The organism is Exilispira thermophila (assembly GCF_055389015.1).
This window is the reverse complement of the sequence record NZ_AP042476.1, coordinates 1,909,806-1,935,884: the sequence shown is the minus strand read 5'-3', so window position 1 is coordinate 1,935,884 and position 26,079 is coordinate 1,909,806. Positions and strand designations below refer to the sequence as shown.

General features: G+C 23.8%; 20 protein-coding genes. 7 read left to right on the top strand and 13 right to left on the bottom strand.

Features of this window, described 5'->3' with window-relative positions; all coding sequences use genetic code 11:
- Positions 1-283: 283 nt before the first annotated feature.
- Positions 284-1,108, top strand: coding sequence for a 3-keto-5-aminohexanoate cleavage enzyme (gene kce / locus ACZ5EC_RS08165; protein WP_464301989.1), 825 nt, complete (start codon positions 284-286; stop codon positions 1,106-1,108).
- Between the two features lies 1 nt (position 1,109).
- Positions 1,110-2,009 (top strand): prolipoprotein diacylglyceryl transferase, encoded by a 900-nt coding sequence (gene lgt, locus ACZ5EC_RS08160; RefSeq protein WP_464301988.1) that lies wholly within the window; start codon positions 1,110-1,112, stop codon positions 2,007-2,009.
- A gap of 1,598 nt (positions 2,010-3,607) precedes the next feature.
- Here the strand turns inward: lgt and ACZ5EC_RS08155 are convergent.
- From ACZ5EC_RS08155 to ACZ5EC_RS08125, 7 genes are all read right to left on the bottom strand, one after another.
- Complete coding sequence (locus ACZ5EC_RS08155) at positions 3,608-4,561, bottom strand: hypothetical protein (RefSeq protein WP_464301987.1); 954 nt, start codon at positions 4,559-4,561, stop codon at positions 3,608-3,610.
- Positions 4,562-4,683: 122 nt separating this feature from the next.
- Positions 4,684-5,334: a hypothetical protein gene (locus ACZ5EC_RS08150; RefSeq protein WP_464301986.1), complete on the bottom strand. Its 651-nt coding sequence runs from the start codon at positions 5,332-5,334 to the stop codon at positions 4,684-4,686.
- A gap of 98 nt (positions 5,335-5,432) precedes the next feature.
- Complete coding sequence (locus ACZ5EC_RS08145) at positions 5,433-5,843, bottom strand: hypothetical protein (protein WP_464301985.1); 411 nt, start codon at positions 5,841-5,843, stop codon at positions 5,433-5,435.
- A 534-nt stretch (positions 5,844-6,377) separates the two neighbouring features.
- Complete coding sequence (locus ACZ5EC_RS08140; RefSeq protein WP_464301984.1) at positions 6,378-7,139, bottom strand: enoyl-ACP reductase FabI; 762 nt, start codon at positions 7,137-7,139, stop codon at positions 6,378-6,380.
- Between the two features lie 188 nt (positions 7,140-7,327).
- Positions 7,328-9,052 (bottom strand): acyl-CoA dehydrogenase family protein, encoded by a 1,725-nt coding sequence (locus tag ACZ5EC_RS08135; protein WP_464301983.1) that lies wholly within the window; start codon positions 9,050-9,052, stop codon positions 7,328-7,330.
- A gap of 9 nt (positions 9,053-9,061) precedes the next feature.
- Positions 9,062-10,090: an electron transfer flavoprotein subunit alpha/FixB family protein gene (locus tag ACZ5EC_RS08130; RefSeq protein ID WP_464301982.1), complete on the bottom strand. Its 1,029-nt coding sequence runs from the start codon at positions 10,088-10,090 to the stop codon at positions 9,062-9,064.
- A 10-nt stretch (positions 10,091-10,100) separates the two neighbouring features.
- Positions 10,101-10,973, bottom strand: a complete 873-nt coding sequence (locus ACZ5EC_RS08125; RefSeq protein WP_464301981.1) for an electron transfer flavoprotein subunit beta/FixA family protein — start codon at positions 10,971-10,973, stop codon at positions 10,101-10,103.
- 262 nt (positions 10,974-11,235) lie between these two features.
- Between ACZ5EC_RS08125 and ACZ5EC_RS08120 the strand changes: the two genes are divergently transcribed.
- Both ACZ5EC_RS08120 and ACZ5EC_RS08115 read left to right on the top strand, forming a co-directional pair.
- Positions 11,236-12,393, top strand: coding sequence for a DUF362 domain-containing protein (locus ACZ5EC_RS08120; protein ID WP_464301980.1), 1,158 nt, complete (start codon positions 11,236-11,238; stop codon positions 12,391-12,393).
- 146 nt (positions 12,394-12,539) lie between these two features.
- Positions 12,540-13,721 (top strand): acetyl-CoA C-acetyltransferase, encoded by a 1,182-nt coding sequence (locus tag ACZ5EC_RS08115; RefSeq protein ID WP_464301979.1) that lies wholly within the window; start codon positions 12,540-12,542, stop codon positions 13,719-13,721.
- A gap of 324 nt (positions 13,722-14,045) precedes the next feature.
- Here ACZ5EC_RS08115 and ACZ5EC_RS08110 read toward each other — a convergent pair whose 3' ends face one another.
- Both ACZ5EC_RS08110 and ACZ5EC_RS08105 read right to left on the bottom strand, forming a co-directional pair.
- Positions 14,046-15,296: an MFS transporter gene (locus ACZ5EC_RS08110; RefSeq protein ID WP_464301978.1), complete on the bottom strand. Its 1,251-nt coding sequence runs from the start codon at positions 15,294-15,296 to the stop codon at positions 14,046-14,048.
- 2 nt (positions 15,297-15,298) lie between these two features.
- Entirely contained in the window at positions 15,299-15,508 is a 210-nt protein-coding gene (locus tag ACZ5EC_RS08105; RefSeq protein ID WP_464301977.1) for a hypothetical protein, read from the bottom strand.
- A gap of 208 nt (positions 15,509-15,716) precedes the next feature.
- On the opposite strand from ACZ5EC_RS08105, the gene ACZ5EC_RS08100 reads away from it, so the two are divergent.
- The 3 genes from ACZ5EC_RS08100 to ACZ5EC_RS08090 all read left to right on the top strand — a co-directional run bounded on the left by ACZ5EC_RS08100 (position 15,717) and on the right by ACZ5EC_RS08090 (position 18,476).
- Positions 15,717-16,877, top strand: a complete 1,161-nt coding sequence (locus ACZ5EC_RS08100; protein WP_464301976.1) for a cation:proton antiporter — start codon at positions 15,717-15,719, stop codon at positions 16,875-16,877.
- Between the two features lie 190 nt (positions 16,878-17,067).
- Complete coding sequence (locus ACZ5EC_RS08095) at positions 17,068-17,541, top strand: CBS domain-containing protein (RefSeq protein WP_464301975.1); 474 nt, start codon at positions 17,068-17,070, stop codon at positions 17,539-17,541.
- Between the two features lie 101 nt (positions 17,542-17,642).
- Positions 17,643-18,476 (top strand): PTS sugar transporter subunit IIA, encoded by an 834-nt coding sequence (locus ACZ5EC_RS08090; protein WP_464301974.1) that lies wholly within the window; start codon positions 17,643-17,645, stop codon positions 18,474-18,476.
- Here ACZ5EC_RS08090 and ACZ5EC_RS08085 read toward each other — a convergent pair whose 3' ends face one another.
- From ACZ5EC_RS08085 to ACZ5EC_RS08070, 4 genes are all read right to left on the bottom strand, one after another.
- The gene (locus tag ACZ5EC_RS08085; protein ID WP_464301973.1) at positions 18,477-19,682 is read right to left on the bottom strand and encodes a class I SAM-dependent rRNA methyltransferase; all 1,206 of its coding nucleotides are present in this window, start codon (positions 19,680-19,682) and stop codon (positions 18,477-18,479) included.
- Between the two features lie 43 nt (positions 19,683-19,725).
- Positions 19,726-21,930 (bottom strand): ATP-binding cassette domain-containing protein, encoded by a 2,205-nt coding sequence (locus tag ACZ5EC_RS08080; protein ID WP_464301972.1) that lies wholly within the window; start codon positions 21,928-21,930, stop codon positions 19,726-19,728.
- Between the two features lie 13 nt (positions 21,931-21,943).
- Positions 21,944-24,136, bottom strand: a complete 2,193-nt coding sequence (locus ACZ5EC_RS08075) for an ATP-binding cassette domain-containing protein (RefSeq protein WP_464301971.1) — start codon at positions 24,134-24,136, stop codon at positions 21,944-21,946.
- Positions 24,137-24,484: 348 nt separating this feature from the next.
- Complete coding sequence (locus ACZ5EC_RS08070; RefSeq protein ID WP_464301970.1) at positions 24,485-25,780, bottom strand: radical SAM protein; 1,296 nt, start codon at positions 25,778-25,780, stop codon at positions 24,485-24,487.
- Positions 25,781-26,079: the final 299 nt, after the last annotated feature.

Here is a 26,079-nt window from a genome sequence, read left to right as displayed (position 1 = left end):
ATAATATAAGATTTTTAACTAATATAAAAGTTAATATGTTAAAACAAAACATAAAATTTATTAAAGTAACCAAGAAAAAAGGGCTGTCTTATAGTTTAAGACGGTCCTTTTTTATATTATTTTTTTACAAAACTATTTGACCATAAATTTTAGGTGTTTATGTATAAAAAAAATAATTGTTATATTACAAATTATTATCTTGAAAAAAAAAATCTATATCTTAATTTAAGTGTGGATTATTTGGTATGTAAGTAATTTTAAACATTAAAAAATGGAGTTAATTATGGATAAACTTATTATAACAGCAGCAATTTGTGGAGCGGAAGTTACTAAAAATGATAATCCAAATTTACCTATAACTGCTGAAGAATTAGCACAAGAGGCTAAAAAAGCTATTGATGCTGGTGCTTCAATTATTCATCTTCATGTTAGAAATAATGATGGAACTCCAACACAGGATATAAATGTATTTAAAAAGGCTATTGATGCTATAAAAGAAGCATGTAAAGACAATATGCCAATTATTCAACCTTCAACAGGTGGAGCTGTTGGAATGAGCTGGGAAGAGAGGATTCAACCAGTAAAATTAAAACCAGAAATGGCAACTTTAGATTGTGGAACAACCAACTTTGGAAATGATATTTTTGTTAACGATCTTCCTTTAATGAGAAATTTTGCAAAAGAAATGGAAAAATATAATGTCTTACCTGAGCTTGAATGTTTTGAAGTAGGACATATTTTTAATGCACTAAGATTGAAAAAAGAGGGTTTGTTGAAAAAGCATTTACATTTTGACCTTGTTTTAGGTGTTCCAGGAGCATCTCCTGCTACTTTAGAGATGTTAACAACTATGGTTTCACATTTGCCAGAAGGCTCAACCTGGACTGTTGCAGGGATAGGAAGACATCAGTTACCAATGGCAGTTTATGCTATACTTATGGGTGGAAATGTAAGGGTAGGTTTTGAGGATAATATTTTTTATAAAAAAGGGGTCCTTGCTATTTCCAATGCTCAACTTGTTGAAAGAATTGTCAGGATTGCTAATGAAATTGGAAGAGAAATTGCAACACCTGACGAAGCTAGAAAAATTCTTGGAATAAGGAGTTAGAATGATAGTTAATTTAAATCCAACAATTGCAAAAATTGGTCCTTTTGAAATTAGATGGTATGGATTAATGTATGTTATAGGTTTTATTATAACTTTGATATATCTATCAATTATATTTAAAAAGAAATATTTAAAAGAAAGATTTAATCTACCTGAAGATTTAGAATGGGATTTAATTTTATGGGGTGCAGTAGGAGTATTAATTGGTGGAAGATTAGGATTTGTGTTAATTTACAATTTTAGTTATTATTTACATAATCCTTTAAAGATTCTTTATACATTTGAAGGTGGTATGTCTTTTCATGGTGCTTTATTGGGTGTAATTTTAGCAATCTGGTTATATTTGAAATATAAAAAAATCGATTTTTATGGTCTTGCTGATGCAATTGTTGTAATAATTCCAATAACTTTATTTTTTGGTAGATTAGGGAATTTTATAAATGGTGAATTATATGGAAGGCCATCACATGTACCATGGGCAATGGTTTTCCCAAGATATGGTGGTGATGTACCTCGTCATCCATCTCAACTTTATGAAGCTCTTTTAGAGGGATTAGTTCTTTTTTTAATCCTTTATTTTATGGAGAAAGCTCAAAGAAAAAAACATAAAATTGAAAAAGGTGTTGTTTTCTGGACTTTTATTGGTGGCTATGGATTATTTAGATTTTTTGTAGAATTTTTTAGAGAACCTGATAAATACTGGGGAAATAATGGATTTATTTTAGGTCCATTTACAATGGGGCAAATCCTTTCTTTTCCAATGTTTTTATTAGGTATTGTTATGATTTATTTATTACAAACTCGAAAGGTTTATTTCCCTGATCTTGTCTATTCAGGTAAAACCAAATCAAAAGAAAAACAAGAGATAAAAGTTTGGAAGAAAAAGAAAAAAAAGAAATAATAAAATTGAAATTATTGAGGTATTTAAAAAATAAGAAAGAATTCTATCATTGTTAAAATTTTTTTCGCTAGGTTAGTTATGTAATTCTATAGGTTTATAAATAATAACATCAAGCGAAACCAACTATTTAATCTTTTATGTCTTTGACAACTAACATACTCTCAAAAAATTTTAACAATGATAGATAACACTTTTTAACTTTATTTAATAAAATATATCAATTTCAATTTTATTATTAACTTCATCTGCCACGGAAAAATATATCTTTTGTTTAATCTTTGACAACTAACAATCGTTCAAAAAATTTTAATTAGGATATATATTAATTTAATTTATATAATTAAATATAACAATTTCAATTTTATTATTATCTGCACCAACCACGAAGTTTTTATACTTGTTTAGCCTTTGGCAACTGTAATCCAGTCAAAAAATTTCAATTTGTATAGATATCAAACTTAAATTTATTTAGTTAAATATAATAATTTCAATTTTTATTATTAATTGTACCAACCACGAAAAAATATATACTTTTTAGCCTTTGACAAATAACAATCGTTCGAAAAATTTTAATAATGATAGATCTTTTTTGCTAATAATAAAATTGAAATTATAAAAATATTTTAAAAATAAGAACTAGTATATCCTAATTAAAATTTCTCTCCTTAGTACAACTATGTAAATATTAAATTTAATCTTTTATAATATTAAACAAAAATATTTTATTTTTTTCTTTTTTGCCTTTGGCAACTGTAATCCAGTCGAGAAATTTTAATTAGGATATATATTAATTTAATTTATATAATTAAATATAACAATTTCAATTTTATTATTAACTTCACTAACCACGAAAATAATATTTTCTTTTAAGTCTTTGACAACTGAAATCCATTCAAAAAATTTCAATTTGTATAGATATCAAACTTAAATTTATTTAGTTAAATATAATAATTTCAATTTTTATTATTAATTGTACCAACCACGAAAAAATATATACTTTTTAGCCTTTGACAAATAACAATCGTTCGAAAAATTTTAATAATGATAGATCTTTTTTGCTAATAATAAAATTGAAATTATAAAAATATTTTAAAAATAAGAACTAGTATATCCTAATTAAAATTTCTCTCCTTAGTACAGCTATGTAAATATTAAATTTAATCTTTTATAATATTAAACAAAAATATTTTATTTTTTCTTTTTTGCCTTTGGCAACTGTAATCCAGACGAGAAATTTTAATTAGGATATATATTAATTTAATTTATTTAATTTATATAATTAAATATAACAATTTCAATTTTATTATTAACTGCACCAACCACGAAGTTTTTATACTTGTTTAGCCTTTGGCAACTGTAATGTAGTCAAAAATTTCTTTAATAAAAAAATATATCTTTAATTTATTTTAATTAAAAAATTCTCTTAATTTAGTATTATTTTATTTATCTATACATTTTATTCACATATAAAAACTTAACTTTTTTTATAAATATTTTATTTTCAAATTTAAAAAACCTTTAAATTACTATTAATCCATTAAAATAAGGTCAATTATTTTAACTAGCTATAGATATGCTTTGTTAGACGAAGGATTGTATCACTTTATTTCTTTTAGAGCTAGTTCTATCAATTTTTCAAGTTTAATACCTTTTTTATAATGCTTATCATATAAGGATAAGAACTTATTATCATTAAATACAGATAAAGTATAACTCAATTTTTTAGACTTTAAAACTTTCTGATTAAAAAACTTAGCTAAACATTCAAAAGCTGCATATCTAATTGGATCAAATTTTTCTAAAAGTATTAGGTCACATAATAAATGTGTTCCAACTTCGTGGCTAACAAAATCTCTAAGGTAATCATCTGGTGAATCATAGTAAAATATATTTTTATCATAACTTAAACTATTGGCATCTGGTCCATTCTTATTTGTATAGCATAGTAAAATATAATAATTATTTTTTAAAAAGGTTTTCCCTGTGACTTCTTCCCATTCGTGAATAATATTAGTTTTACCAAAGTATTTATTCAATTTCTTTGCCCTTTTTTTAAGAATTAACTCAACCTGTTTCCAGATTGGGTAATATCCATCAATATTGTTAATAAAAATATTAGCTATTTTTTTGAATTTTTGCATTAATGGTTTTATATTATTTTCCCATATCTCATAAGGGATTCCTTTGAAGATCTTATACATTGTCAATAAAAAGGGATCTTCAAAATCAAGAGAATACTGCTTAAGAAAATTAGAAAAGTTATTGTTTACAAGACTGTTAATTAATAAATTATAATATTTTATAAAATTATCTTTTGTTTCTAGATTTAGATAAGCTGGTAGAAAGAAACAGAAAGAAGTAAAAGGTCCTGACTTACCATTTCCAAATTCAAGCAGATACCTATGGCTTTCAAGGTACTCGAGGTCCTGATGATCAACACTTGATCTGTATAGGTTTGCGTATTCTGAATCATAACTTATTTTAGCTACTGAAAAGATATGAAGAATGTAATTGACTGCAAAATTATAAGTGAAAATAATTCTTTTTGTCATATTTAACATTCCAGTATCTTTTTTTAATATATTGTATTTTTAATTAATATTTTCAATATTTTAATGTGCATTATAGGATTTTCAGAATAGCAGAAAAAAATTAATTTTATTAATAACAAATTTTATGCAACGAATATTTTTACATAAGCTTTATTGTTTTCTTCATTAGCATTAACTGTAATAGAAAATGGATCTTTTGTTCTTTTCAGTACTTTATATATCTTTTTAAATATTTTTAATTTCTTTCGGTGTTCTTTTGGTATAAATGACAATTTTTGTAAAAATTTTGAGGCGAATATGCCCATTAATCCAAGAGGAAAGTCAATTATTACTTTTTCAGGAACATTCTTTTTCTTTTTTCTACTTTTGTTTTTCCAATCTATAATGTAAATAATAAGTTTTTTATTTTTTCTTATTTTTCTATGTTCTACAATATTATTAATGAAATCATCTATATCTTTATCTGAAATATCCCTATCTAAATATTCATCTGTAAAATCATCAAGTTTTTCTTCTTCAAAAGCTATCATTTCTTCTATGTTTGTTTTCCTCATATATTCACCAAGGATTAAAAGAAAATATATTATAATTAACCACCATGAATTAAAGGTAAACATAACAAGTAGAGTGAAAACAAAATATAGTATTTGCTTAGTTTTATTGTAATCATTTTCATTTATTTTTATTCTATATAGAAAAAAGATACCTACTCCAATCCCAAAAGATATTGCGAATGTAAGTAATCTTAACAAAAATAATAATATATGTCCCATTTTTTCCTCCAGATTTTTAAAAATGTTAGATAATCAAATGATTATCAATTGCTTCTTTAATATTTATTCAATATTTTTTTGATTAAAAATTAATATTATCAAATTAAATAAACATAAATTTTTACTTTAGTACCATTCTCTTCTGTAATCTCAATAAAATCACTTTGTTTTCCTTCATTTTTTAATTTATTAGTCAGATTTATAATATCTCCAACATCAACCTTAAAGTTTTTATCATTAAAAGTAAAGTCAATATCATTATCTTCATCAGTTTTAAGTTCATTTAGCAAATTCAAAAATTTAAAAGATATATTAATATCTACATCAACTTTTTTATTTTCACTTTCTTCAGCTATGATTTTAATTTTAATACTTTCTTCTTTTATTGTATTTTTATAGTATTTATCATTAATTTCAGATGATAGAACTGTTTTTAGAAGTTGTTTGGCTTCTTTTCGTGATATTTTACCATCATTAAACATTGATTTTATTAATTTTAGCTCATCCATGTTTTTTCCTTTTGTTTTTTTATTTACCTTTTATAAAAATATAATCCACTTTTTGATATTGTCAAACAAAAATTTAAAATTATTAATAAAAATAGTAAATAAATAAAATATATTAATTAAAAGATTAATAAATTTAATTAATGTCTTATTTATTTAAAAAATTAAAGGTAAAAATGGAAATTGGAAGATAATTTTTTATTAAGTATTACAATTGATAAAAGATATAATAAAAAAAATATAAATAATAATATGCTATAAAAATATTAATAGTAAGATTAAAAAAATAATTTTAAAACAAAACAAAATAAAACAAAACAAAATAAAACAAAATAAAATAAGACAAAATAAAATAAAATGCAAAATAAATTATCTAAAAGATATAAATGAAATTGTAAATAAACTGATATTGTATTTAAATACAGGGTAAATAATAAATTTTTAATAATATATAAGAATTAAAAAAATATAAAATGTATTTAAAGAGAGTTTATATAAGGAGAAATAAGCTTTAATTATTTTAATTAAAAATAAAATTTATATTCCCATTATATTCATTCCACTGTCAACATATAATATTTCACCAGTAATTGAGGAAGCCAGGTCCGATACTAAAAAAGTAGCTGCATTTCCAATGTCTTCAATTGTAACATTTCTTTTTAAAGGAGCTTTCTTTTTAGCATGATCTAAAAGTTTTGAAAAACCACTTATTCCCCTTGCTGAAATAGTGTTTACGGGTCCTGCAGAAATTGCATTTACCCTTATCTCTTTTTCTCCTAAACAATGTGCTAAATATTTTACTATTGCTTCCAGTGCAGCTTTAGCAACACCCATTACACTATATGAAGGGTAAACTTTTGTTGAACCATCATATGTTAATGCAAGTATAGAACCTCCCTCTTTCATTAACGGAAGTGCAGCTTTAGAAACTTCAATTAATGAATAAGCAGAAACTTCCATTGCATTTAAAAATCCCTGTTTTGAAATATTATAAAACCTTCCTTTAAGGTCATCTTTATTTGCAAATGCAATTGAATGAACAAGAAAATCAATTTTTTCATATTTCTTTTTAACATTGTTAAAAAAGTTTTCTATTGTTTCAGGTGAAGTTACATCAAGTTCGAACAGATCTGCATCAAGTTCTTTTGCAATAGGTTCAATTTTAGATTTAAATTTTTCATTAAGGTAAGATAAGACAACTTTTCCACCATTTTCTTTTATTCTTTTTGCAATACCATAAGCTATTGAAAACTTATTTGCAACCCCTAAAACTACACCCACTTTGTTTTCAAGCAACATACTCACTCCTATTTTGTTTTCTTTTTAATTCTTAAATATGTAATTATAGCAATTAAAAGTAATAATCAAAATAATAATTTTGATAACTATTTTATGATAACAACAAAATTATTACCATGTGTTATATAATTTAATTAAAATTCTGGAAATTGAAAAGTAAAATTTTGAATAGTTGGTTAAATTAAAAATTAATTTTTACCATTTATCAGGATATCTTTATTTTCAAAAAAGAATTCTGTATCATTGTTTATAATTTCTGATTTCATTTTAACTTCTGGTAAAGCATATTCTAAAAAATATTTAGTCATTGCTTTTTTTCTCTCAGATTTTAGTCCATCTCTTAGCATAAGGTATCCAATAAAGACATTTGTCCCCATTTCTACAAGTCTTCTAGCATGATATGCAATAAGTTCTTTGTCATTTTTTTCTTTAACAAACTGCACAGTATTTTCAAAAATATTTTTCATATCTAAGACAATCTTGTGAAAATGACCTAGATTAGAAAAATCAAATTTATTATCAAAATCATCAAATGATTCTGATAATACACCTTTCATAATCCCTCCAATTGCAGCAACAATTTGAAGTTGGGTGGTTCCTTCATAGATATTTGTAATTCTTGCATCTCTATAATGTCTTTCAGCATTAAAATCTTTCATATATCCTGTTCCACCATGAACCTGAATAGTATCATATGTAACTTTATTTGCGATTTCTGTTACATAAGCTTTTGTTAAAGGAGTTAAAACCCCTGCAAGATTTTTATATTTCTTTAGTTTAGGGTTTAGTTCAATCTTTTTTTCAGGATTTTCTTTTATATATTGTTCAATACTTTCTTTCAAATCAACATATTTTGTAGTTTCATATAATAAAGCTCTAGCTGTTTCAATTCTCATCTTCATAGATAGAAGCATTTCAGAAACAGGATGGAAATTGATTATTTTTTGTTTAAACTGTATTCTTTCCTCAGCGTATTTTTTTGCTTCTCTATAAGCAGCTTCTGCAATACCAAGAGCTTGAGCTGATACTCCAATTCTAGCTTCGTTCATTAATGACATAACATATTTAATAAGTCCCATTCTTCTTGCTCCAATAAGTTTAGCAGGAGCATTATTAAATTGAAGTTCACAGGTAGGAGATCCATGTATTCCAAGTTTATTTTCAATTCTTCTTATTTTCATATGTTTATCTCTTTCATAAAGGAACATTGATAATCCTCTTGCATCATGAGTACCTTCTTCACTTCTTGCAAGTACAAGTGCAATATCTCCATTTCCATTAGTAATAAATCTTTTTACTCCGTTTAAATACCACTGACCATCTTTATCCTTATGTGCTTTTAACATAACAGCTTGCAAATCACTTCCGGCATCTGGTTCAGTTAAAATCATTGCAGCTGTGCATTCCCCGCTTGCAAGTTTTGGTATATATTCTTTTTTTATATCATCATCTGCAAATTTAAAAATTGTGTTTGCAATATCTGCAGATAAACCAAAAATATTCATAAATGAAGCATCAGCTCTGGATACCATCTCAATGACCATATTATAGATAGTTGTAGGACAATTTAATCCACCATATTCTCTTGGAACAGTTAAACTCATTAATTCAGCTTTTTTACATGCATCTAAAGAGATTTCTGTACCTTTTGCATATTTTACATCACCGTTAATTAATTGAGCACCTTCTTCATCAACATCTGGTGCTAAAGGTGCAATAATTCCACCCGAAATTTGTCCAGCAACATCTAAAATCCTGTAATATGAATCCATTGCATCTTTAAGGTTTTTAGGAGCATAAGGGTATTTATCCTTATCTTTAAAATGATTTTCTTTATATTCAATAACTTCTTCAAGATCAATATTTTTAAACTTGAAAAGAAGATCATCATTATCTTTAAAAAAATTTGACATATAATCTCCTTATTTTTTTAATTGTTGATATATTTCAATAAATCGAGGTACAACCTCATTTAAATCTCCAACAATACCATAATGTGCTATATCAAATATTGGGGCATCAGGGTCATTGTTGATTGCAATAATTCTATTTGATTCAGACATTCCAGCAATATGTTGAATTTGTCCTGAAATTCCAATAGCAATATATAATTTTGGTCTAACAGTCACCCCGGTTTGTCCAACCTGATGGTCTTTACTTATAAAACCTGCATCAACAGCAGCGCGGGATGCACCAACTTCAGCTCCAAGGACATGGGCAAGTTTATAAATTAATTCAAAATTTTCTTTTGATCCAACACCCATACCACCTGAAACAATTATAGAAGCACTTTTTAAATTAACAGATTTTTCATGTTTTATCTTTTTTATAATTTTTGTTAACAAAAGTGTTTTATCAATAACTGGTTTAAATCTAACAATTTCCCCTTTTCGACTTTTGTCAGGTTCAGGCATTTTCATAACACCTTCTCTAACAGTTGCCATTTGAGGTCTATAATCAGGACTAACAATTGTAGCAATTATATTTCCACCAAATGCAGGCCTTATTTGATATAGTATATTTTTATAGTTTTTTATTGAACCTTCTTTTGTTCTACCAGTATAATCACCAATTTTTAGGTTTGTACAATCGGCTGTAAGTCCAACTTTTAATTCTGATGCTATTCTTGGTGCTAAATCTCTACCATTTGTAGTTGCTCCATATAAAACAATTTGAGGATTGTATTTTTTTATTAGATCACATACTATTCTTGCATATGGTAATGTCGTATATTCTTCAAGGATTTCATCTTCAGCATAATAAATTTTATCAGCTCCATAATGGAAAAGTTGTTCAAAAACGGAATCTACTTTATATCCTATTAGAATAGCTCCAAGTTTAACATTGAGCTGATTTGCAAGTTCTTTGCCTTTCCCAAGAAGTTCAAGACTAACATCAGCAATTTTGTTTTTATAATGTTCTATATAAATCCATACTTCAGAAGTTGACATTAATTACCCCCTATCCTATTATATGTTCTTTCATAAGTTCACTAATAAGAAGACTCAAACCTTCTTTATCTGGAGTGATTACTTTTTTCTCTTTTGCTTCTAAAACAACACTTTCAATTTGTTTAACTTTTGTGGGTGAACCTGATAATCCACATTGTTCAGGATCAATTCCTAAATCATCATGGTTCCACAATTTTATTAGAAAATGTTGTTTATGAATCCCATTTGATTGAATATATTCTTCATCATAATTTTTCATTTCCAGTTCAGTCATTGCATATTTATAAGTTAGTATTTTTTTTACAGAAGGTGGGCGTGGAATATTTGCTTCAGATGTAACTGTTAATAAAACTGGTAAAGTTACCTCAAGTTCTTCATAACCCCCATCAATGCTTCTTTCAACTTTAATAATATTTTTATTAATACTATTAATTTTATCAACAAATGTAACCTGATTAATCCCAAGTTTTTCTGCAACCTGTGGACCAACCTGTGCAGTATCTCCATCAATAGCCTGTCTTCCACAAAATACTATATCATAGTTACCTATTTTTTTAATTGCTTTAGCTAGAACATATGAGGTTGCAAGAGTATCAGCCCCAGCGAATTTTCTATCAGAAAGAAGAATTACATCATCAGCACCACGAAATAATGATTCTCTAAGTATTTCTGATGCATTTGGAGGTCCCATAGTTATAACAGTAATTTTACCACCAAATTGCTCTTTAATTTTTAATGCTTCTTCTAAAGCATTTAAATCTTCGGGGTTGAATATTGTAGGTAAAGCAGCTCTATTAACTGTTCCATCTTCTTTCATAACATCACCCGAAATATTGTGAGTGTCAGGTACCTGTTTTGCAAGTACAATCATATTATATGCCACAATATAACCTCCATATTTAATTTCTAGATTCAGGTATTAGTTTTTGAATAAAATAAAATAAATAATTGAAAAGTCAATTAAAAGTATATTGTCAAAAAACTATTGTTAAATATTTGATTTGTTGTAATTTTATTTTACAAATTTAAAATATTTTGAAAACATTACTTTATTTTGTATAGGTAAAAGTGTTTTAAATAATTATATTTTTTTAAATAATTATAAATATTTGTTAAAAAAAATTATTTAATTTTTAGGAGTTTTTATGGGGGAACCAGTATATTTTATCAATTTTAAAAAAACCAGGAAATCAATTTTAAAATATATTGATCAGGTTTTTAATAAAATTAACCCTCATTACAAACAAGGTTCTTTAACAGCTATTAAACTTCATTTTGGAGAAAAAGGTAATACAACCTATATAAGGCCAATTTATGTTAGAAGAGTTGTTGAAAATTTGTTAAAAAAAGGTGTTAACCCTTTTTTAACGGATACAACTACACTATATTATGGAGAAAGGTCAAATGCAATAGATTATTTAAATTGTGCTATATATAACGGATTTGATTTTTCTTCAATTGGCTGTCCTATAGTTATTTCTGATGGTATAAAATCAAATAATTTTAAAAAAATTGATACTCCTAATTCAAAATATTTTTCATTTATAAAATATGCAGGTGATATTGCGAATGCTGATGAAGTTGTTGTTATATCTCATGTAAAAGGTCATATTGCAGCAGGTTTTGGAGGTGCTATAAAAAATATATCTATGGGTATGGCTACAAGATCAACTAAACAACAAATGCATGGAGATGTTAAACCAAAAATCAATCTTGATAAATGTGTTGGATGTGGAATTTGTAAAACATATTGTCCAACTGGTGCTATTGAAATAATTAAAGGTAAAGCAACTTTTGATTATGATAAATGTATAGGTTGTGCAGATTGCATTACAGTTTGTCCTGAACATGCTTTAAAAATATTATGGAATGAATCTTCAGAAAGGTTTTTAGAAAAGATGGGGGAAGTTGCAAGTCTTATTTTAAAAGATTTAAATAAAAAAATACTCTATATAAATTTTATTATGGATATTACACCAAATTGTGATTGTATGGATTATTCTGAATATCCATTGACTCCAGATATTGGAATATTATTTTCATATGATCCTGTAGCTATTGATAAAGCATCAGTTGATCTTGTTAATAAGGAAACAATTTATTTTCCTGAATTATTTAAAAATAGTAAAGATTATCAAGACCATATTCATAAAGATGTTATTAAAAATATTCATGATTTTCAAAATGGGGTGGAGGATAAATTTAAAACATATAGACCAAATATTAACTATTCCCATCTTATAGATTATTGTGAATCGCAGGGTATGGGAACAAAAGATTATGAATTAATTGAAATATATTAATTAAAATTATATTAATTAAAAATAGATTAATTGGAAATATATTAATTAATATTTTTAATTATATCGTTAAATAAGAGGTTAACAATTGCATACTTAATTAATGAAATTACATATTTTAAATAATTATTTTTTATTTAGGAGGCAGTATGAAAGAAGTTTATATCGTTGCTGCAAAAAGAACAGCAATTGGAACAATGGGTGGTACATTAAAAGATGTACCTGCACCAGAATTGGGTGCAATTGCATTGAAAGCATGTCTTGAACAAGCTAATATTAAACCAGAAATGATTGATGAGGTTATTGTTGGAAATGTATTGCAAGCAGGTGTTGGAATGAATACTGCAAGACAGATTTCAATTAAAGCTGGAATCCCTGTAGATAAACCTTCTTTTACTGTAAATAAGGTTTGTGGTTCAGGGATGAAAGCAATTATTTTAGGTGTTCAATCTATTCTTGTTGGAGATAATGAAATAGTTGCTACTGGTGGAACTGAAAATATGGATCTTGCTCCATATCTTTTAAAAAAGGGTAGGTATGGATATAGATTAGGTAATGGTGAAATAGTAGATCATATGGTATTTGATGGGTTAACTGATATCTTTAATAACTATCATATGGGGGTAACTGCAGAAAATCTTGTTGAAAAATACAATATATCAAGAGAGGAACAGGATAAATTTGCATTTGAGTCTCAGCAAAAAACTTTTAAAGCTATTGAAGAACACAAATTCAAAGATGAAATTACACCTGTTGAAATTAAGGATAGAAAAGGTAATATTACTATTTTTGAGGTAGATGAACACCCCAGAAAAACAACTTTGGAAAAACTAGCAAAATTAAGACCTGCTTTTAAAAAGGATGGTACAGTAACTGCAGGAAATTCATCAGGTATTAATGATGGTGCAGCCATGCTTGTATTAGCATCGGAAGAAGCAGTTAAAAAATATAATTTAAAACCTCTAGCAAAAATTGTTGCCTATGCATCAGGTGCAGTACCACCTGAAATTATGGGTATTGGCCCTGTTGCTGCAATTAAAAATGTATTTAAAAAGTCTGGTTTTAGTTTTAATGATATAGATTTATGGGAATTGAATGAAGCATTTGCAGCTCAAAGTATTGCTGTTTTCAGAGAATTACCTGAAATTCCAAAGGAAAAAGTTAACGTGAATGGTGGTGCAATAGCTTTAGGTCATCCTATTGGAGCATCTGGAGCAAGAATTACAATTACTTTACTTTATGAAATGTTAAAACAAAATTCAAATAGAGGGCTTGCTTCTCTATGTATAGGTGGAGGACAGGGTACAGCAATTATTCTTGAAAAGCTTTAGTTTATGATTTAAATATCTGATTTAAATGAAATGGGCTGTCTCAAAACTTAAGAGACAGCTTTCTTTTTATTGAAAAATTTAACCTAAGTTTCAGGACAATACCTTTTTTATTGTTTGTTGTTTTTACTACACTATAGAAAATAATTTAATCTATTCTTCGAAATATTTATTGTATAACATTTTATAATAGTTATTATTTTTCAAAATTTCTTCATGTTTCCCTTGTTCAATTATTTCACAATTTTTCAACATAAATATGTTATCGAGAAAAGATGTTATGGATAATCTCTGTACTATGATTTATAATTGAAGAAGAAAAAGATTTTATTCTAATTCATTTACTTTGTCTGAATTCAGATTTTGATTAATTTGAAATGCAAAAGAAATTGTTATTAACATTATTAAAGCTAACAAATATAAAACATATTTTAATTTCATTAAACTAAATAATATACCGACACAACTTAATGATATTAAATTTGATATATTAGAAAATGTATTTGCAATTCCATAATATAATCCACGTCGAGATTTTGGTGAATTTAAAATAAATAAAGTTTCTGAATTTACTCCAAATATTGTATTTCCAGCTCCATTAATAAATCCAGCAAGAAGGGAAATATACCATATTTTACTAAATAATCCCCATAAAATTATTGGAATAAACATTAATATTAATCCAATGATAATTTTAACTTTTTCATTTATATCGCATATAAATTTAATATTTAATAATACTGATCCAAATAGAAAACCAATACCAATAGCAGAGAATAATGAACCAAGATTTAAAGACATTTTTTTTCCCATTTCATTACTAATTGGAACCAGCAATACATTTAAAGCACCACCACATAACATTAACATTGTGTTGATTACTATTAATAAGAAAATAATTTTATTATTAATTATCTCTTTTAATATAATATTAAATTTATATTTAAAATTATAATTGTCTTTATCTTTATCTTTAATCTTGTTATTATTATTTTTATATTTAACAAATAATATTATAAAAAAAGATATGAAAAAAGTAGCAGAATCAATAGATAAAGCACATACATATCCAGATAAACTAACTATAGCGCCACCAACTATTGGAGCAATAACAGAAATAAAATCAAATGTTACTGATATAACTGAATTAGCTTTATATAGATTTTTATCAGTTACCAATTCAGGTAATATTGTTGACATCGCAGGTCTAAATAATACTTCCATTATAGTTAGAATTAATATTAATATATAAATAGATATAACATTAAATGAAATAATTAATAAAATTATTATAAAACCCCTAACCAGATCAGTAATTAATATAATATTTTTTTTATTATATTTATCTGTTATAGCCCCTGATATTGGAGAAAAAATAATACGGGTTATTGCTTTAATTATTAATAGAAGGCTCACATTAAGCAAATTATGTGTTTTGTTATAAAGAAAAGTCATAAGTGCTATGTAATTTAAGTGATTTCCACATTCAGATACAATTTGAGCTAACCATAATTTGGAAAAACTTTCATTTTTAAAAACTGTAAAATTGGGGAAAAATTCTTTTAATTGTTTTGTCATACTTAAATTTCTTCTATAATATGATTGTAATAAAGTTCAGTAATAAACTCATAAAAATCAAAAATAAATATATTTTTATATTTATAATCCTTTCTTTCTATGAAAAAATTGTATATTTTAGATAATGATCTTTTACCATCAATGCTTAGATTCAATAATATTTTTTTAGAAGTTAACATCATTAATAAATTTCTTTTAAAAAAATCAAGCATTTTTTATTTTATTTAACTTAAGTTTTCAAAATATAGATTGCTTCTAACAAATAATTATTATATATATTTTTAATTGAAAAAATTATAAATAAAATTATAATTAAAATAATATGTGAAAATTGGCATATATTGTATAAGATTAATAGTGTGGTATAAAATATATTTTATTTTTGTTTACATTTTATTTTTATTATTGAAGGATAATTAAATGGGAGAAGTTGTTGTTAATCAACATTTTTTATTACATCTTGCTCTAATATTGATATTTGCTAAAGTTGGGTCATCTTTATCATTAAAATTAAAAATGCCACCGGTTTTAGGTATGCTTATAATTGGTATTATTTTAGGGCCATCTGGTTTTGATATAGTTAAAACTGATATTGTAATTTCATATCTTGCAAAGATTGGAGTAATTATGCTTCTTTTCTCTGCAGGACTTGAAACTGATATAAAAAAAATGAAAAGCCAGGGTAAAATTTCATTATTTACTGCTCTTGGTGGAGTTATTATCCCTTTTGTTTTAGGGTATTTTACAGCTTTATTTTTTGGTAAAGACCATTATAATGCCACATTGGTTGGAACAGTTTTAACAGCAACTTCTGTAAGTGTTACTGTAATGACATTAATTGATATGAAAAGGCTGCATTCACCAGAAGGGACATCTATTTTAGGTGCAGCAATTATTGATGATATTATTGGTATTATCCTTTTAACATTTGTATTTGGGTTACATTCTGGTGGAACAAATATAACATGGTCAATCGGTAAAATTTTTATTTTCTTTATTTTAACCTTTTTAATAGGATATTTTTTAATAAAACCTGCTATTTTTTATTCAAAAAGACTAAATATAGAGTATTCTGTTTTATCAATAGCTTTAGCTATCTGTTTCTTTTTTGCATGGGGAGCTAAAATTTCAGGTGTTGCTGAAATTACTGGTGCATATTTTGCAGGGCTATTTATTGGTCAAACAGATAGTAAAAGAAATATAATAGAAGGAATTGAAGCACTGGGTCAATCTTTTTTTGTATCAGTTTTTTTTATAAATATAGGGCTTGAAACTCATCTTGAAAAAGTTTCAGGTAATCCCTGGTTTATAATATTGATTATAATTTTTGCAGTTGCTGGTAAGTCATTTGGTGCAGGATTTGGTGCAAAATTTGGCGGTTTTACATGGAAACAATCAATTAGAACTGGTTTTGGAATGATACCAAGGGGTGAAGTTGCTTTAATTATTTCTTCCATGGCTTTAACAAAAGGAATATTTACTCAAACAGAATTTTCAACAACTGTTTTACTTGTAATAATTTCTGCAATTGTTACTCCATTTTTATTAAAAATGAGTTTTAAAGAAAGTAATGTAACATAAAATATAATATTTTTTTACTTTAAAATTTGAAATTTTTTAAAATAGTAAGACAATTATTTCAGGAAGTTAAATAAATTTTAATAAGTTTGGGTAAATTAGTTAATAATAAATTGATAAATTAATTATTAAAAAAGTTATTTTATAATAAAATTTGTTCTATTATAAAAGAAAATTAATCTGGAGTTTTAATATGAAAAACAGTAAAATTGGAGAAATCAGGAAATTAATTACGGGTGAGCCCTGTTTTGTTTATGAGAATAGTTTAATTAATGATGTTATTGATAAATTTATTGAAAATCCAGTAATTAGAGCTGTTTATGTTATTGATAAAGAAAAAAAACTTAAAGGTATTATAACAATACAGGAGATTTTAAAAAAAATTTCTTTAGATTTTTATTCAACTTCTTTTTTTCATTCTTCAACCAGTTTTACAGGATATGAAGTTATTTCTTCTATTTCTGAAATTCATGCACAGGATTTTATGAATCCAGATATTTATTATATAAAAGATAATGATAGTGTTGAGAAAGCTTTCCAGATTTTATTTACAAAAAAAGCAGGTGAAATTCCTGTAGTTGATGATGATTTAAAACTGATAGGGGATTTAAATGTTATTGAACTACTTGTTTTATGGAAAAAATATTATAAAAATGAAAGAAAATGATGAGAACTAAGACAATAAATTCTTTCTCAAAAAAGTATATTCCAGAAACTCAATAAAAAACTAACAATTTATAAATCAAAAATATAAATAGGAGGTAATTTATGTATATTATAGATTATTTGAAAAGTGATGGGATATTCTTAAAGTTAAAAAAAAATAAAAAATTTAAAATTATTGAAGAATTAATTCAAAATGGGGCAAAGAAAGGTTTAATTCCAGAAGCATCAATACAACCTATTTTAGAAGAAATTGTTGAAAGAGAAAGGCAGGTAACAACAGGGATTGGTAATTGTGTTGCAATTCCGCACTGTAAATCTGAACATATTGATAAAGCTGTGATATTAGCAGCTACAATACCAGAAGGGATAAAATATGATGCAATGGATAATAAACCTGTAAAACTTATTTTTATGTTTTTATTTCCAAAAACTGAAAGTACTCAATATTTGCAGGTTTTAGCAAAAGTATCAAGATTATTAAAAGATGAAAATATAAGAAATAAACTCATCCTTTCAGAAAACACTGAAGAATTTAGAAAAATTGTAGCAGAAAATGATATAATTCCAATTGAAGAAGGTGGGGAAAAAGGGAAGTATATTTTTATTCTATCTATAAATGACCCAAAGAAAGAATCAGCTGTAATATCATCATTACTGGAAATAGGAGCTCAAACAACATTAATAATTGATAGTGAAACTTTAGAGAAAAAAATGGCTTATGATATTCCATTATTTGCTGGATTAACCTATTTTAAAGGGAAAAACCCTTATTCAAAGACTTTTATCGGAATAATAAACAATGTAGCAAAAATAGATTATTTGACAACCTTATTAAAAGATGCTGGTATAGACCTTCAAGAAGCTGGAGCAGGGTTTCTAATTTCATTTGAAGCTATTAAAATTGTAGGAGGAATCCCTGCAGAGATTGATATATAGTTATTTTAGTTTTTCAATTTCAAATATATAATTTTTCAAATACTCAGTTTCTAAAATATTCATAACAACAGGATGATCTGGTGGTTGTTGACCCCTATAAATAAGTTTCAATAAGCAATTGTTTTTTAAAGCACTTTCATGAATTATTTTTTTAAATTCTTCCTCATAAAGAAGTTGTGTGCAGGAGGAGGTTGAAAGCAATCCTTCGTTATTTAATATAGATATTGCTAATTTGTTTAATGTTTTATACCCTTTGATTGCATTTTGTAAGTTATTTCTTGATTTTGTCATTGATGGGGGATCTATTATAACTATATCAAATTTTTTAGATAAAGATTCAAATTTTTTAAGAATTTTAAAACTATTCCCATTTATTATTTCAGTTTTGTTTTTATCAATACTATTTGCTTTTAAAGTTTGCTCCAGAACATAAAGAGCTCTTTTTGAATAATCAATAAAAGTAGTGTGCTTTGCCCCACCAACAAGGGTATGAATGCCGAAATTACCAGTATATGAAAAAGCATCAAGGCATATTTTCCCTTTTGAGTATTTTAAAATTTCTAAAGCATTTAATCTCTGATCGAGAAAGAAACCGGTTTTTTGCCCTTTTGTATCTGCAAAGAAGTTTATACCATTAATTTTTAAAGGGATTAATTCTGGTCCCTGTTTATAAATCCAGTTATCAATTGGGGGAAACCCCTCAATTTTAGCAAAGTTTTCATCATCTTTTTCAAAAATAGCAATTGGACTAAAAAGTTCTTTTAAAATATCAATTATTATAGATTTATATTGATAGATTCCATATGTAGAAATTTGCAATGATAGATATTTTCCAAATTTATCTACAATAAGGCCTGGTAATCCATCACTTTCGGAAAATATAGCTCTAAAACTATCCTCTTTGTTAAAATGTTTTAATCTGTAATTTATAGCTTTTTTTATTTTTTTATAAAAAAAATCTTTATTAATATCAATTTTCTCTTTTGATAAAAGTCTTATAATTATCTTTGAATTGGGATTTATATAACCTGTTCCAATAAATGTATCTTTGTGATATACCTCAACCAGACTTCCTTTTTCAATATCACTTTCATCTAAATTTAAATTAGATTTTTTATAATCAATTTCATTTTTGTATATCCATGGATGTCCATTCAAAACTCTGGTTTTTATATTGTTTTTAAGAAAAATTTTTATCTTTTCCATTGATTTGTTTTCTCTCTATATTTAATTTTAATTAAATATAGGTTTAAATTTGTGAGTTTTCAATAACTTTTCTTTGTTTGGCAAATTTATCAAATAATTTTTTATAAAGACCCTCTTTATTAATGAGATCGTTATGTGTTCCTCTATCAACAACTTTGCCTTTATCAATAACTATAAATTCATCTGCTAACTCTTTTAATATATTTAATTTGTGTGAAATTATTATACCCATCTTATTTTTTAATTTTTCTTTTGCAATTTGTAAAAGTTTCTCTTCTGCTAAAATATCTAATGAGGTAAAAGGTTCATCAAATACAAATAAATCATAATTCTTCTTTAATAAAAACCTGCCAAATACTATTCTCTGTCTTTCTCCTCCTGATATAAATGCTCCATCTTCTCCAAATTCTCTTCCTTCAAGTTTTTTAAGTTCAAGTCTTTCTATTACTTCTTCATAATCCTCTTCAAATACATATTTCAAATTGAATATATAATCCTCTATCATCTTTTCTAATCTGTTTTCAAACAATAATTTTTTAAAATAGTAAAATAAATATATATTGTTAGATTCAATTTTATCAGATATAAACCCTGTTGATAAAAAATAATTTTCAATATCTTCATCCTGTTTAACTATTTTTTTTATTAAATTTATTGTTTTTTTTATAATTTTATTATAAATTATGTTTTTTCCTGATTTTATAACCTCTCTATTTTCTAAAAGAACATCTTTATATTGATCAAAATTTGTTTGTAAGATTGATTTATTATTGGCTATTATATTTTTTAATTTAATTATAACTTTTTGAACTTTTTCTTTTATTTCTCTTTTTATTTTATCTGAATCATTCAATTTTATTAATGTTTTATTAAATATTAGATTTTCTTTCAAAGTTCTGTTTAATATTTCTGTTTCCTGAGAGAAAACATTTATGTGGTAATAATAATTTAATAATGGTATTAATTTTAAATCTATATTGTTGTTAATAATAATTTTATTTTCATAGTTATTGGATTGTTTATATAGAACTTTTAATATTGATGTTTTACCCTCTCCTGATAACCCAACTATTGCAATCTTTTTGCTATCTTTAATTTCTAAATTAAAATCTCTTATTACATATTTAATATTATTTTTTTCGAAATTATTATTATCTTTATTATTTTTATCTTCAATTTTATAGAATATTGATACATTGTTAAAATTTAAGCTATTTATTTTATCTTCTAATATTATTTTTTCTTCTAACTGTTTATAGCTATTATTAAAAAGAAATTTATTATCAAAAACATTTGATAAAATACTATTTATAGAATATTCACTATACCTTAAATTACCTAAAAAGAATTCAAAATTATTAAACGATTTAAACATTAAATTGTAATATGAAATTATTGCTATTAATTGTCCATAATTAAGTTTTTTTTGTAAAATAAGTTTAATAGAAATAAAAAGTATAAGTGAAAAGAAAAGATATTTAAATAAATTAAAAAAATAATTATTTAATATATGAAGTTTAAAATTATAAGATTTTAATTTTATTACAGAATGTTTTATTATATTAAAATATTTTTTTAAATAATCATAACAAATTGTATAAATTTTTATGCTTGTATTATTTTTTAATATTTCACCAGAAAATTCAGCTCTAGATGTATTGGAATTTCTTATAAAAGAATATTTCTTTTCAAATAGATTAAATTTATTAAATAAAAATAAAAAACCTGATATTGAAGGAATTATAAATAATAAAAATATCAATTTATTCCATTTATAGATCAAAAATAAAATAAAAATTGATTGGATAAAATTAAAGATAAAATTAAAACTTTGAGATTGAAATAAAAGAGAGGCATTTTTAGAATCATTATATATTATGTTTTCATAGTAAGATGCACCTTTTTTTTTAAAATCGAAATAATTTTTATTGAAAGTTTTATTAAATGTTATTCTATAAAAAAATTTGTTTATGCTTATTTTTATTTTATTATCTAATAATTTTATTATGAATCCAATTATAATAATTAAAATGTAAAAAAATATTATATTAAATAAATATTTATTATAAATATTTTTAATTTTTATGGAATAATTTATAAAATTTTTTTGAGTTAAAGGAATAATATAATCTATAGCAAAAAATAGGATATTTAAAACCATAATTAAAATAAATATAATTTTAATATTCAATGGAAATATTTTAAATATGCTAAAGGCTCTTTTTTCAGATTTATCTAAAATAGCCATTATTTAACCCCTTTTACTTTTCAATAACTTTTCTCTGTTTGCTAAATTTATCAAATAATTTTTTATAAAGCCCCTCTTTATTAATGAGATCGTTATGTGTTCCTCTATCAACAACTTTGCCTTTATCAATAACTATAAATTCATCTGCTAACTCTTTTAATATATTTAATTTGTGTGAAATTATTATACCCATCTTATTTTTTAATTTTTCTTTTGCAATTTGTAAAAGTTTCTCTTCTGCTAAAATATCTAATGAGGTAAAAGGTTCATCAAATACAAATAAATCATAATTCTTCTTTAATAAAAACCTGCCAAATACTATTCTCTGTCTTTCTCCTCCTGATATAAATGCTCCATCTTCTCCAAATTCTCTTCCTTCAAGTTTTTTAAGTTCAAGTCTTTTTATTACTTCTTCATAATCCTCTTCAAATACATATTTCAAATTGAATATATAATCCTCTATCATCTTTTCTAATCTGTTTTCAAACAATAATTTTTTAAAATAGTAAAATAAATATATATTGTTAGATTCAATTTTATCAGATATAAACCCTGTTGATAAAAAATAATTTTCAATATCTTCATCCTGTTTAACTATTTTTTTTATTAAATTTATTGTTTTTTTTATAATTTTATTATCAATTATGTTTTTTCCTGATTTTATAATCTCTCTATTTTCTAAAAGAACATCCTTATATTGATCAAAATCTATCTGTCCGATTGATTTATTATTGGTTATTATATTTTTTAATTTAATTATAACTTTTTGAACTTTTTCTTTTATTTCTCTTTTTATTTTATCTGAATCATTCAATTTTATTAATGTTTTATTAAATATTAGATTTTCTTTCAAAGTTCTGTTTAATATTTCTGTTTCCTGAGAGAAAACATTTATGTGGTAATAATAATTTAATAATGGTATTAATTTTAAATCTATATTTTTGTTAATAATAATTTCATTTTCATAGTTATTGGATTGTTTATATAGAACTTTTAATATTGATGTTTTACCCTCTCCTGATAACCCAACTATTGCAATCTTTTTGCTATCTTTAATTTCTAAATTAAAATCTTTTATTACATATTTGATATTATTTTTTTCAGAAGTATTTTTATTATTATTTTTATTATTATCTTTATTATTATCTTTATTATTTTTATCTTCAATTTTATAGAATATTGATACATTGTTAAAATTTAAGCTATTTATTTTATCTTCTAATATTATTTTTTCTTCTACTTGTTTATAGGTGTTATTAATTATTTCAAATAATTTATTATATGAAGTTGATAAAGTTGATAAAGATCCAATAAAATAAAAAATATAGTCAATTGGTCTATAAATTATCATAAAATAAGAAATAATTGCAACTAATTTTCCATAACTAAAATTAGATTTTATTATTTGGTTTATTAAATATATTAAAATAAAAACAAAAGTTATATATTTAATAATATTGTTTAATGTCTGGAAAAATACTTCAATTTTACCATATTTATACTTATCTTTAAATAAATTATCTGAATTTTTGAAAATTTGTTTTTTATAATAAAAATCAAAACAATTTAATTTTAAACTAAAATTAGTTTTCAAGGCTTCAATTATTTTAAATGATAAAATAGATTCTTTTTCTCTTAATTTTTTATATATTTTATTTCTAAATTTGTAGTATAATAAAATATTTATATCAATAATTAATACAGAAGCAATTATTACTATTGATATAATTTTATTCCATAAGTATATAATTCTAAAGATAAAGATTGATTGTATCAACATAAAAATAAAAATAAAAGTATAACTTTTGAAAAAATGCATTAAATTTTCTGATTCCATTGCTGCTATACTTCTGTAATATCCAATCCCTTTTGATAATAATTTTTTTCTATCAAAAAAAAATAATTTTGTATAAAATTTTTTTGTATTATAATATATTCCATTATCCTCTGATAATATATTAAAATAATTTTCCAGGCTTTCTAATGTGATGAATAAAAAATATAAAAACAATAATATATAAAGGTATTTAAAATATATAGTTTTAATTTTCAAAGAATTATCAATAAAATAATTTTGAAATAAAGGGATAAAATATTCAATTATTATTAATATGATTCCAATTATTAAAGCTAAAATAAAATATATTTTTAATTTTTTATGTAATAAATTAAAAGCTTTTTTTAATATTTTAATTGTTTTAATCATAAAAACATTTCCCTTTAATAAAATTTAAAAATATAGGCATAATAAAATTTGTATTTCTAAAAAAATATTTATATATATAAATATTTTAAAATAAAGAACAAAGCAGAAATTATTCTGCCTTGTTCTCTTTTTTTTCTAAATAAATTTCAGAAAATAAAAAATTAATTTTGAAATTAATTATCAACAACCACATTTACAACCATTAGTATTGCAAGTACCATTAGATGTTAAAATATCAAAATTTTCAACATTTTTAAGATCAAATAATTTTCTTTCTGCTTTTTTTAAAACTTTCATAAGTCCTCCTTTCTTTAATATTATTTAAATTTGGAGCTCCAAAATTTAAAACTATTCGTTCAGGAAAAGATCTACAAGATCAAATTGCTTTTCATAAAAACAATTTCTTTTTTTGTTTTTTAAGTAATTTAATGGGCAACTACCAAAGCATAAAGGTAAAAATTTACAATTTATACAGGTATTATCAACAAAAGGATCTTTAGAAAACCATTTAAATAATTTTTTATTATCTAATATTAAATCCCCATTATCATCAATATATCCGATATTTGCATCTTTAAAATTCATATCATTCATACATTTCCATATTTTTAAATCAGGATTTATATGAAAATTATTCATTCCAAGATCACCTTCGCAATAATATGAACTAACAAGAATTTTAGAGAATTTAAAACTTTTTAATTTGGCTAACTTATAAAATTGTTCAAGATTTTCTCTATTTTTATTAACCATGCAAAAATTATCATTATTATATATTGGTCTGAAGTATATTTTCATTATTTGTTTTTCTTCATTACTAAATTCATCTAATAATTCTTCTATATCTTCTAAAGAATTATTTAATAAATTTATCCTTAAATTTATATTTACTTTGTCATTAGATAGTAATAGCAGTTTTTTTAAATTATTTAAAACTACATTATAAGTTGGATTGTTATTTTTTAATATCCTTGTTGAATTATGTGTTTTTTTATTTCCATCAATAGAAATCTGAAATGATATACAATTATAATCATTAATTAATTTATTAATAATATTTTCATTTAATAAATATCCATTTGTAGCAATTGATGAGGAAAAATTAAAATTATATTTAATGTCTAAATTTTTTATATAATCAAAAAAATTTTCAATTTTTGACCATTCCAGTAATGGTTCACCTCCAAATAAACTAATATGAACTTTTTCTTTTTTAATAAAATTATTTTTTGAAAATAATTTTAATGTTTCTACTATTTTATTATTCCATTTAAGATTTTTCTCATTTTCAAAACAATATTTACATTTAAAATTACAATTTAAAGTTGGAAGTAAAGTAATATATAAATATTGATCATTAAAATATGCTTTGTAATATTTGTATTTTAAAACTTCAGTTTCATTAATGTCATTATCAATTAAAAATCCATTTTCTATTAAATAATTTTTATATGTCATATATTTTTTTGAATATTTTTTATCAACATTTATATTTTTTAAAATTTTTTGGACAAATTCTAATTCATTTTTATCGATTTCTACAATAGCTTTAGATAAAGTATTTAATAAATATATTTTATTATCTTTTTCTTGAAAAATATTATATTTACTTTCTTTAAATTTAATATTAGATATTTTTTCCATACGTTCCCCTTTTATAGTTTTATTTTTTAAAATTTAAATTTACAAATTTTTTAAAAAATAATGATTGATTTTTGTTTTTTATTATCAATTTTTCATTTCCATAAAATATGATTTATAAATATACATTAATTTTGTTTTTGTCAAAAACAAAAATTCGCAATTTTTCAAGGGGGGGGGGTGGGCATTTAACTATTTTTAAATTTTATTTTTTAATTTGGTTATTAAAATATGATAGAAAAAATGATAAATTATAGAATATAAGACAGGAGGGAATGTGAAATAGAAGAATAATTGTTATA

Excerpts from the sequence above, each read along its gene's own strand:
- kce (WP_464301989.1), top strand. The coding sequence starts at position 284 with ATGGATAAACTTATTATAACAGCAGCAATTTGTGGAGCGGAAGTTACT.
- lgt (WP_464301988.1), top strand. The coding sequence starts at position 1,110 with ATGATAGTTAATTTAAATCCAACAATTGCAAAAATTGGTCCTTTTGAA.
- ACZ5EC_RS08155 (WP_464301987.1), bottom strand. The coding sequence starts at position 4,561 with ATGACAAAAAGAATTATTTTCACTTATAATTTTGCAGTCAATTACATT.
- ACZ5EC_RS08150 (WP_464301986.1), bottom strand. The coding sequence starts at position 5,334 with ATGGGACATATATTATTATTTTTGTTAAGATTACTTACATTCGCAATA.
- ACZ5EC_RS08145 (WP_464301985.1), bottom strand. The coding sequence starts at position 5,843 with ATGGATGAGCTAAAATTAATAAAATCAATGTTTAATGATGGTAAAATA.
- ACZ5EC_RS08140 (WP_464301984.1), bottom strand. The coding sequence starts at position 7,139 with ATGTTGCTTGAAAACAAAGTGGGTGTAGTTTTAGGGGTTGCAAATAAG.
- ACZ5EC_RS08135 (WP_464301983.1), bottom strand. The coding sequence starts at position 9,052 with ATGTCAAATTTTTTTAAAGATAATGATGATCTTCTTTTCAAGTTTAAA.
- ACZ5EC_RS08130 (WP_464301982.1), bottom strand. The coding sequence starts at position 10,090 with ATGTCAACTTCTGAAGTATGGATTTATATAGAACATTATAAAAACAAA.
- ACZ5EC_RS08120 (WP_464301980.1), top strand. The coding sequence starts at position 11,236 with ATGGGGGAACCAGTATATTTTATCAATTTTAAAAAAACCAGGAAATCA.
- ACZ5EC_RS08115 (WP_464301979.1), top strand. The coding sequence starts at position 12,540 with ATGAAAGAAGTTTATATCGTTGCTGCAAAAAGAACAGCAATTGGAACA.
- ACZ5EC_RS08110 (WP_464301978.1), bottom strand. The coding sequence starts at position 15,296 with ATGACAAAACAATTAAAAGAATTTTTCCCCAATTTTACAGTTTTTAAA.
- ACZ5EC_RS08105 (WP_464301977.1), bottom strand. The coding sequence starts at position 15,508 with ATGCTTGATTTTTTTAAAAGAAATTTATTAATGATGTTAACTTCTAAA.
- ACZ5EC_RS08100 (WP_464301976.1), top strand. The coding sequence starts at position 15,717 with ATGGGAGAAGTTGTTGTTAATCAACATTTTTTATTACATCTTGCTCTA.
- ACZ5EC_RS08095 (WP_464301975.1), top strand. The coding sequence starts at position 17,068 with ATGAAAAACAGTAAAATTGGAGAAATCAGGAAATTAATTACGGGTGAG.
- ACZ5EC_RS08090 (WP_464301974.1), top strand. The coding sequence starts at position 17,643 with ATGTATATTATAGATTATTTGAAAAGTGATGGGATATTCTTAAAGTTA.
- ACZ5EC_RS08085 (WP_464301973.1), bottom strand. The coding sequence starts at position 19,682 with ATGGAAAAGATAAAAATTTTTCTTAAAAACAATATAAAAACCAGAGTT.
- ACZ5EC_RS08080 (WP_464301972.1), bottom strand. The coding sequence starts at position 21,930 with ATGGCTATTTTAGATAAATCTGAAAAAAGAGCCTTTAGCATATTTAAA.
- ACZ5EC_RS08075 (WP_464301971.1), bottom strand. The coding sequence starts at position 24,136 with ATGATTAAAACAATTAAAATATTAAAAAAAGCTTTTAATTTATTACAT.
- ACZ5EC_RS08070 (WP_464301970.1), bottom strand. The coding sequence starts at position 25,780 with ATGGAAAAAATATCTAATATTAAATTTAAAGAAAGTAAATATAATATT.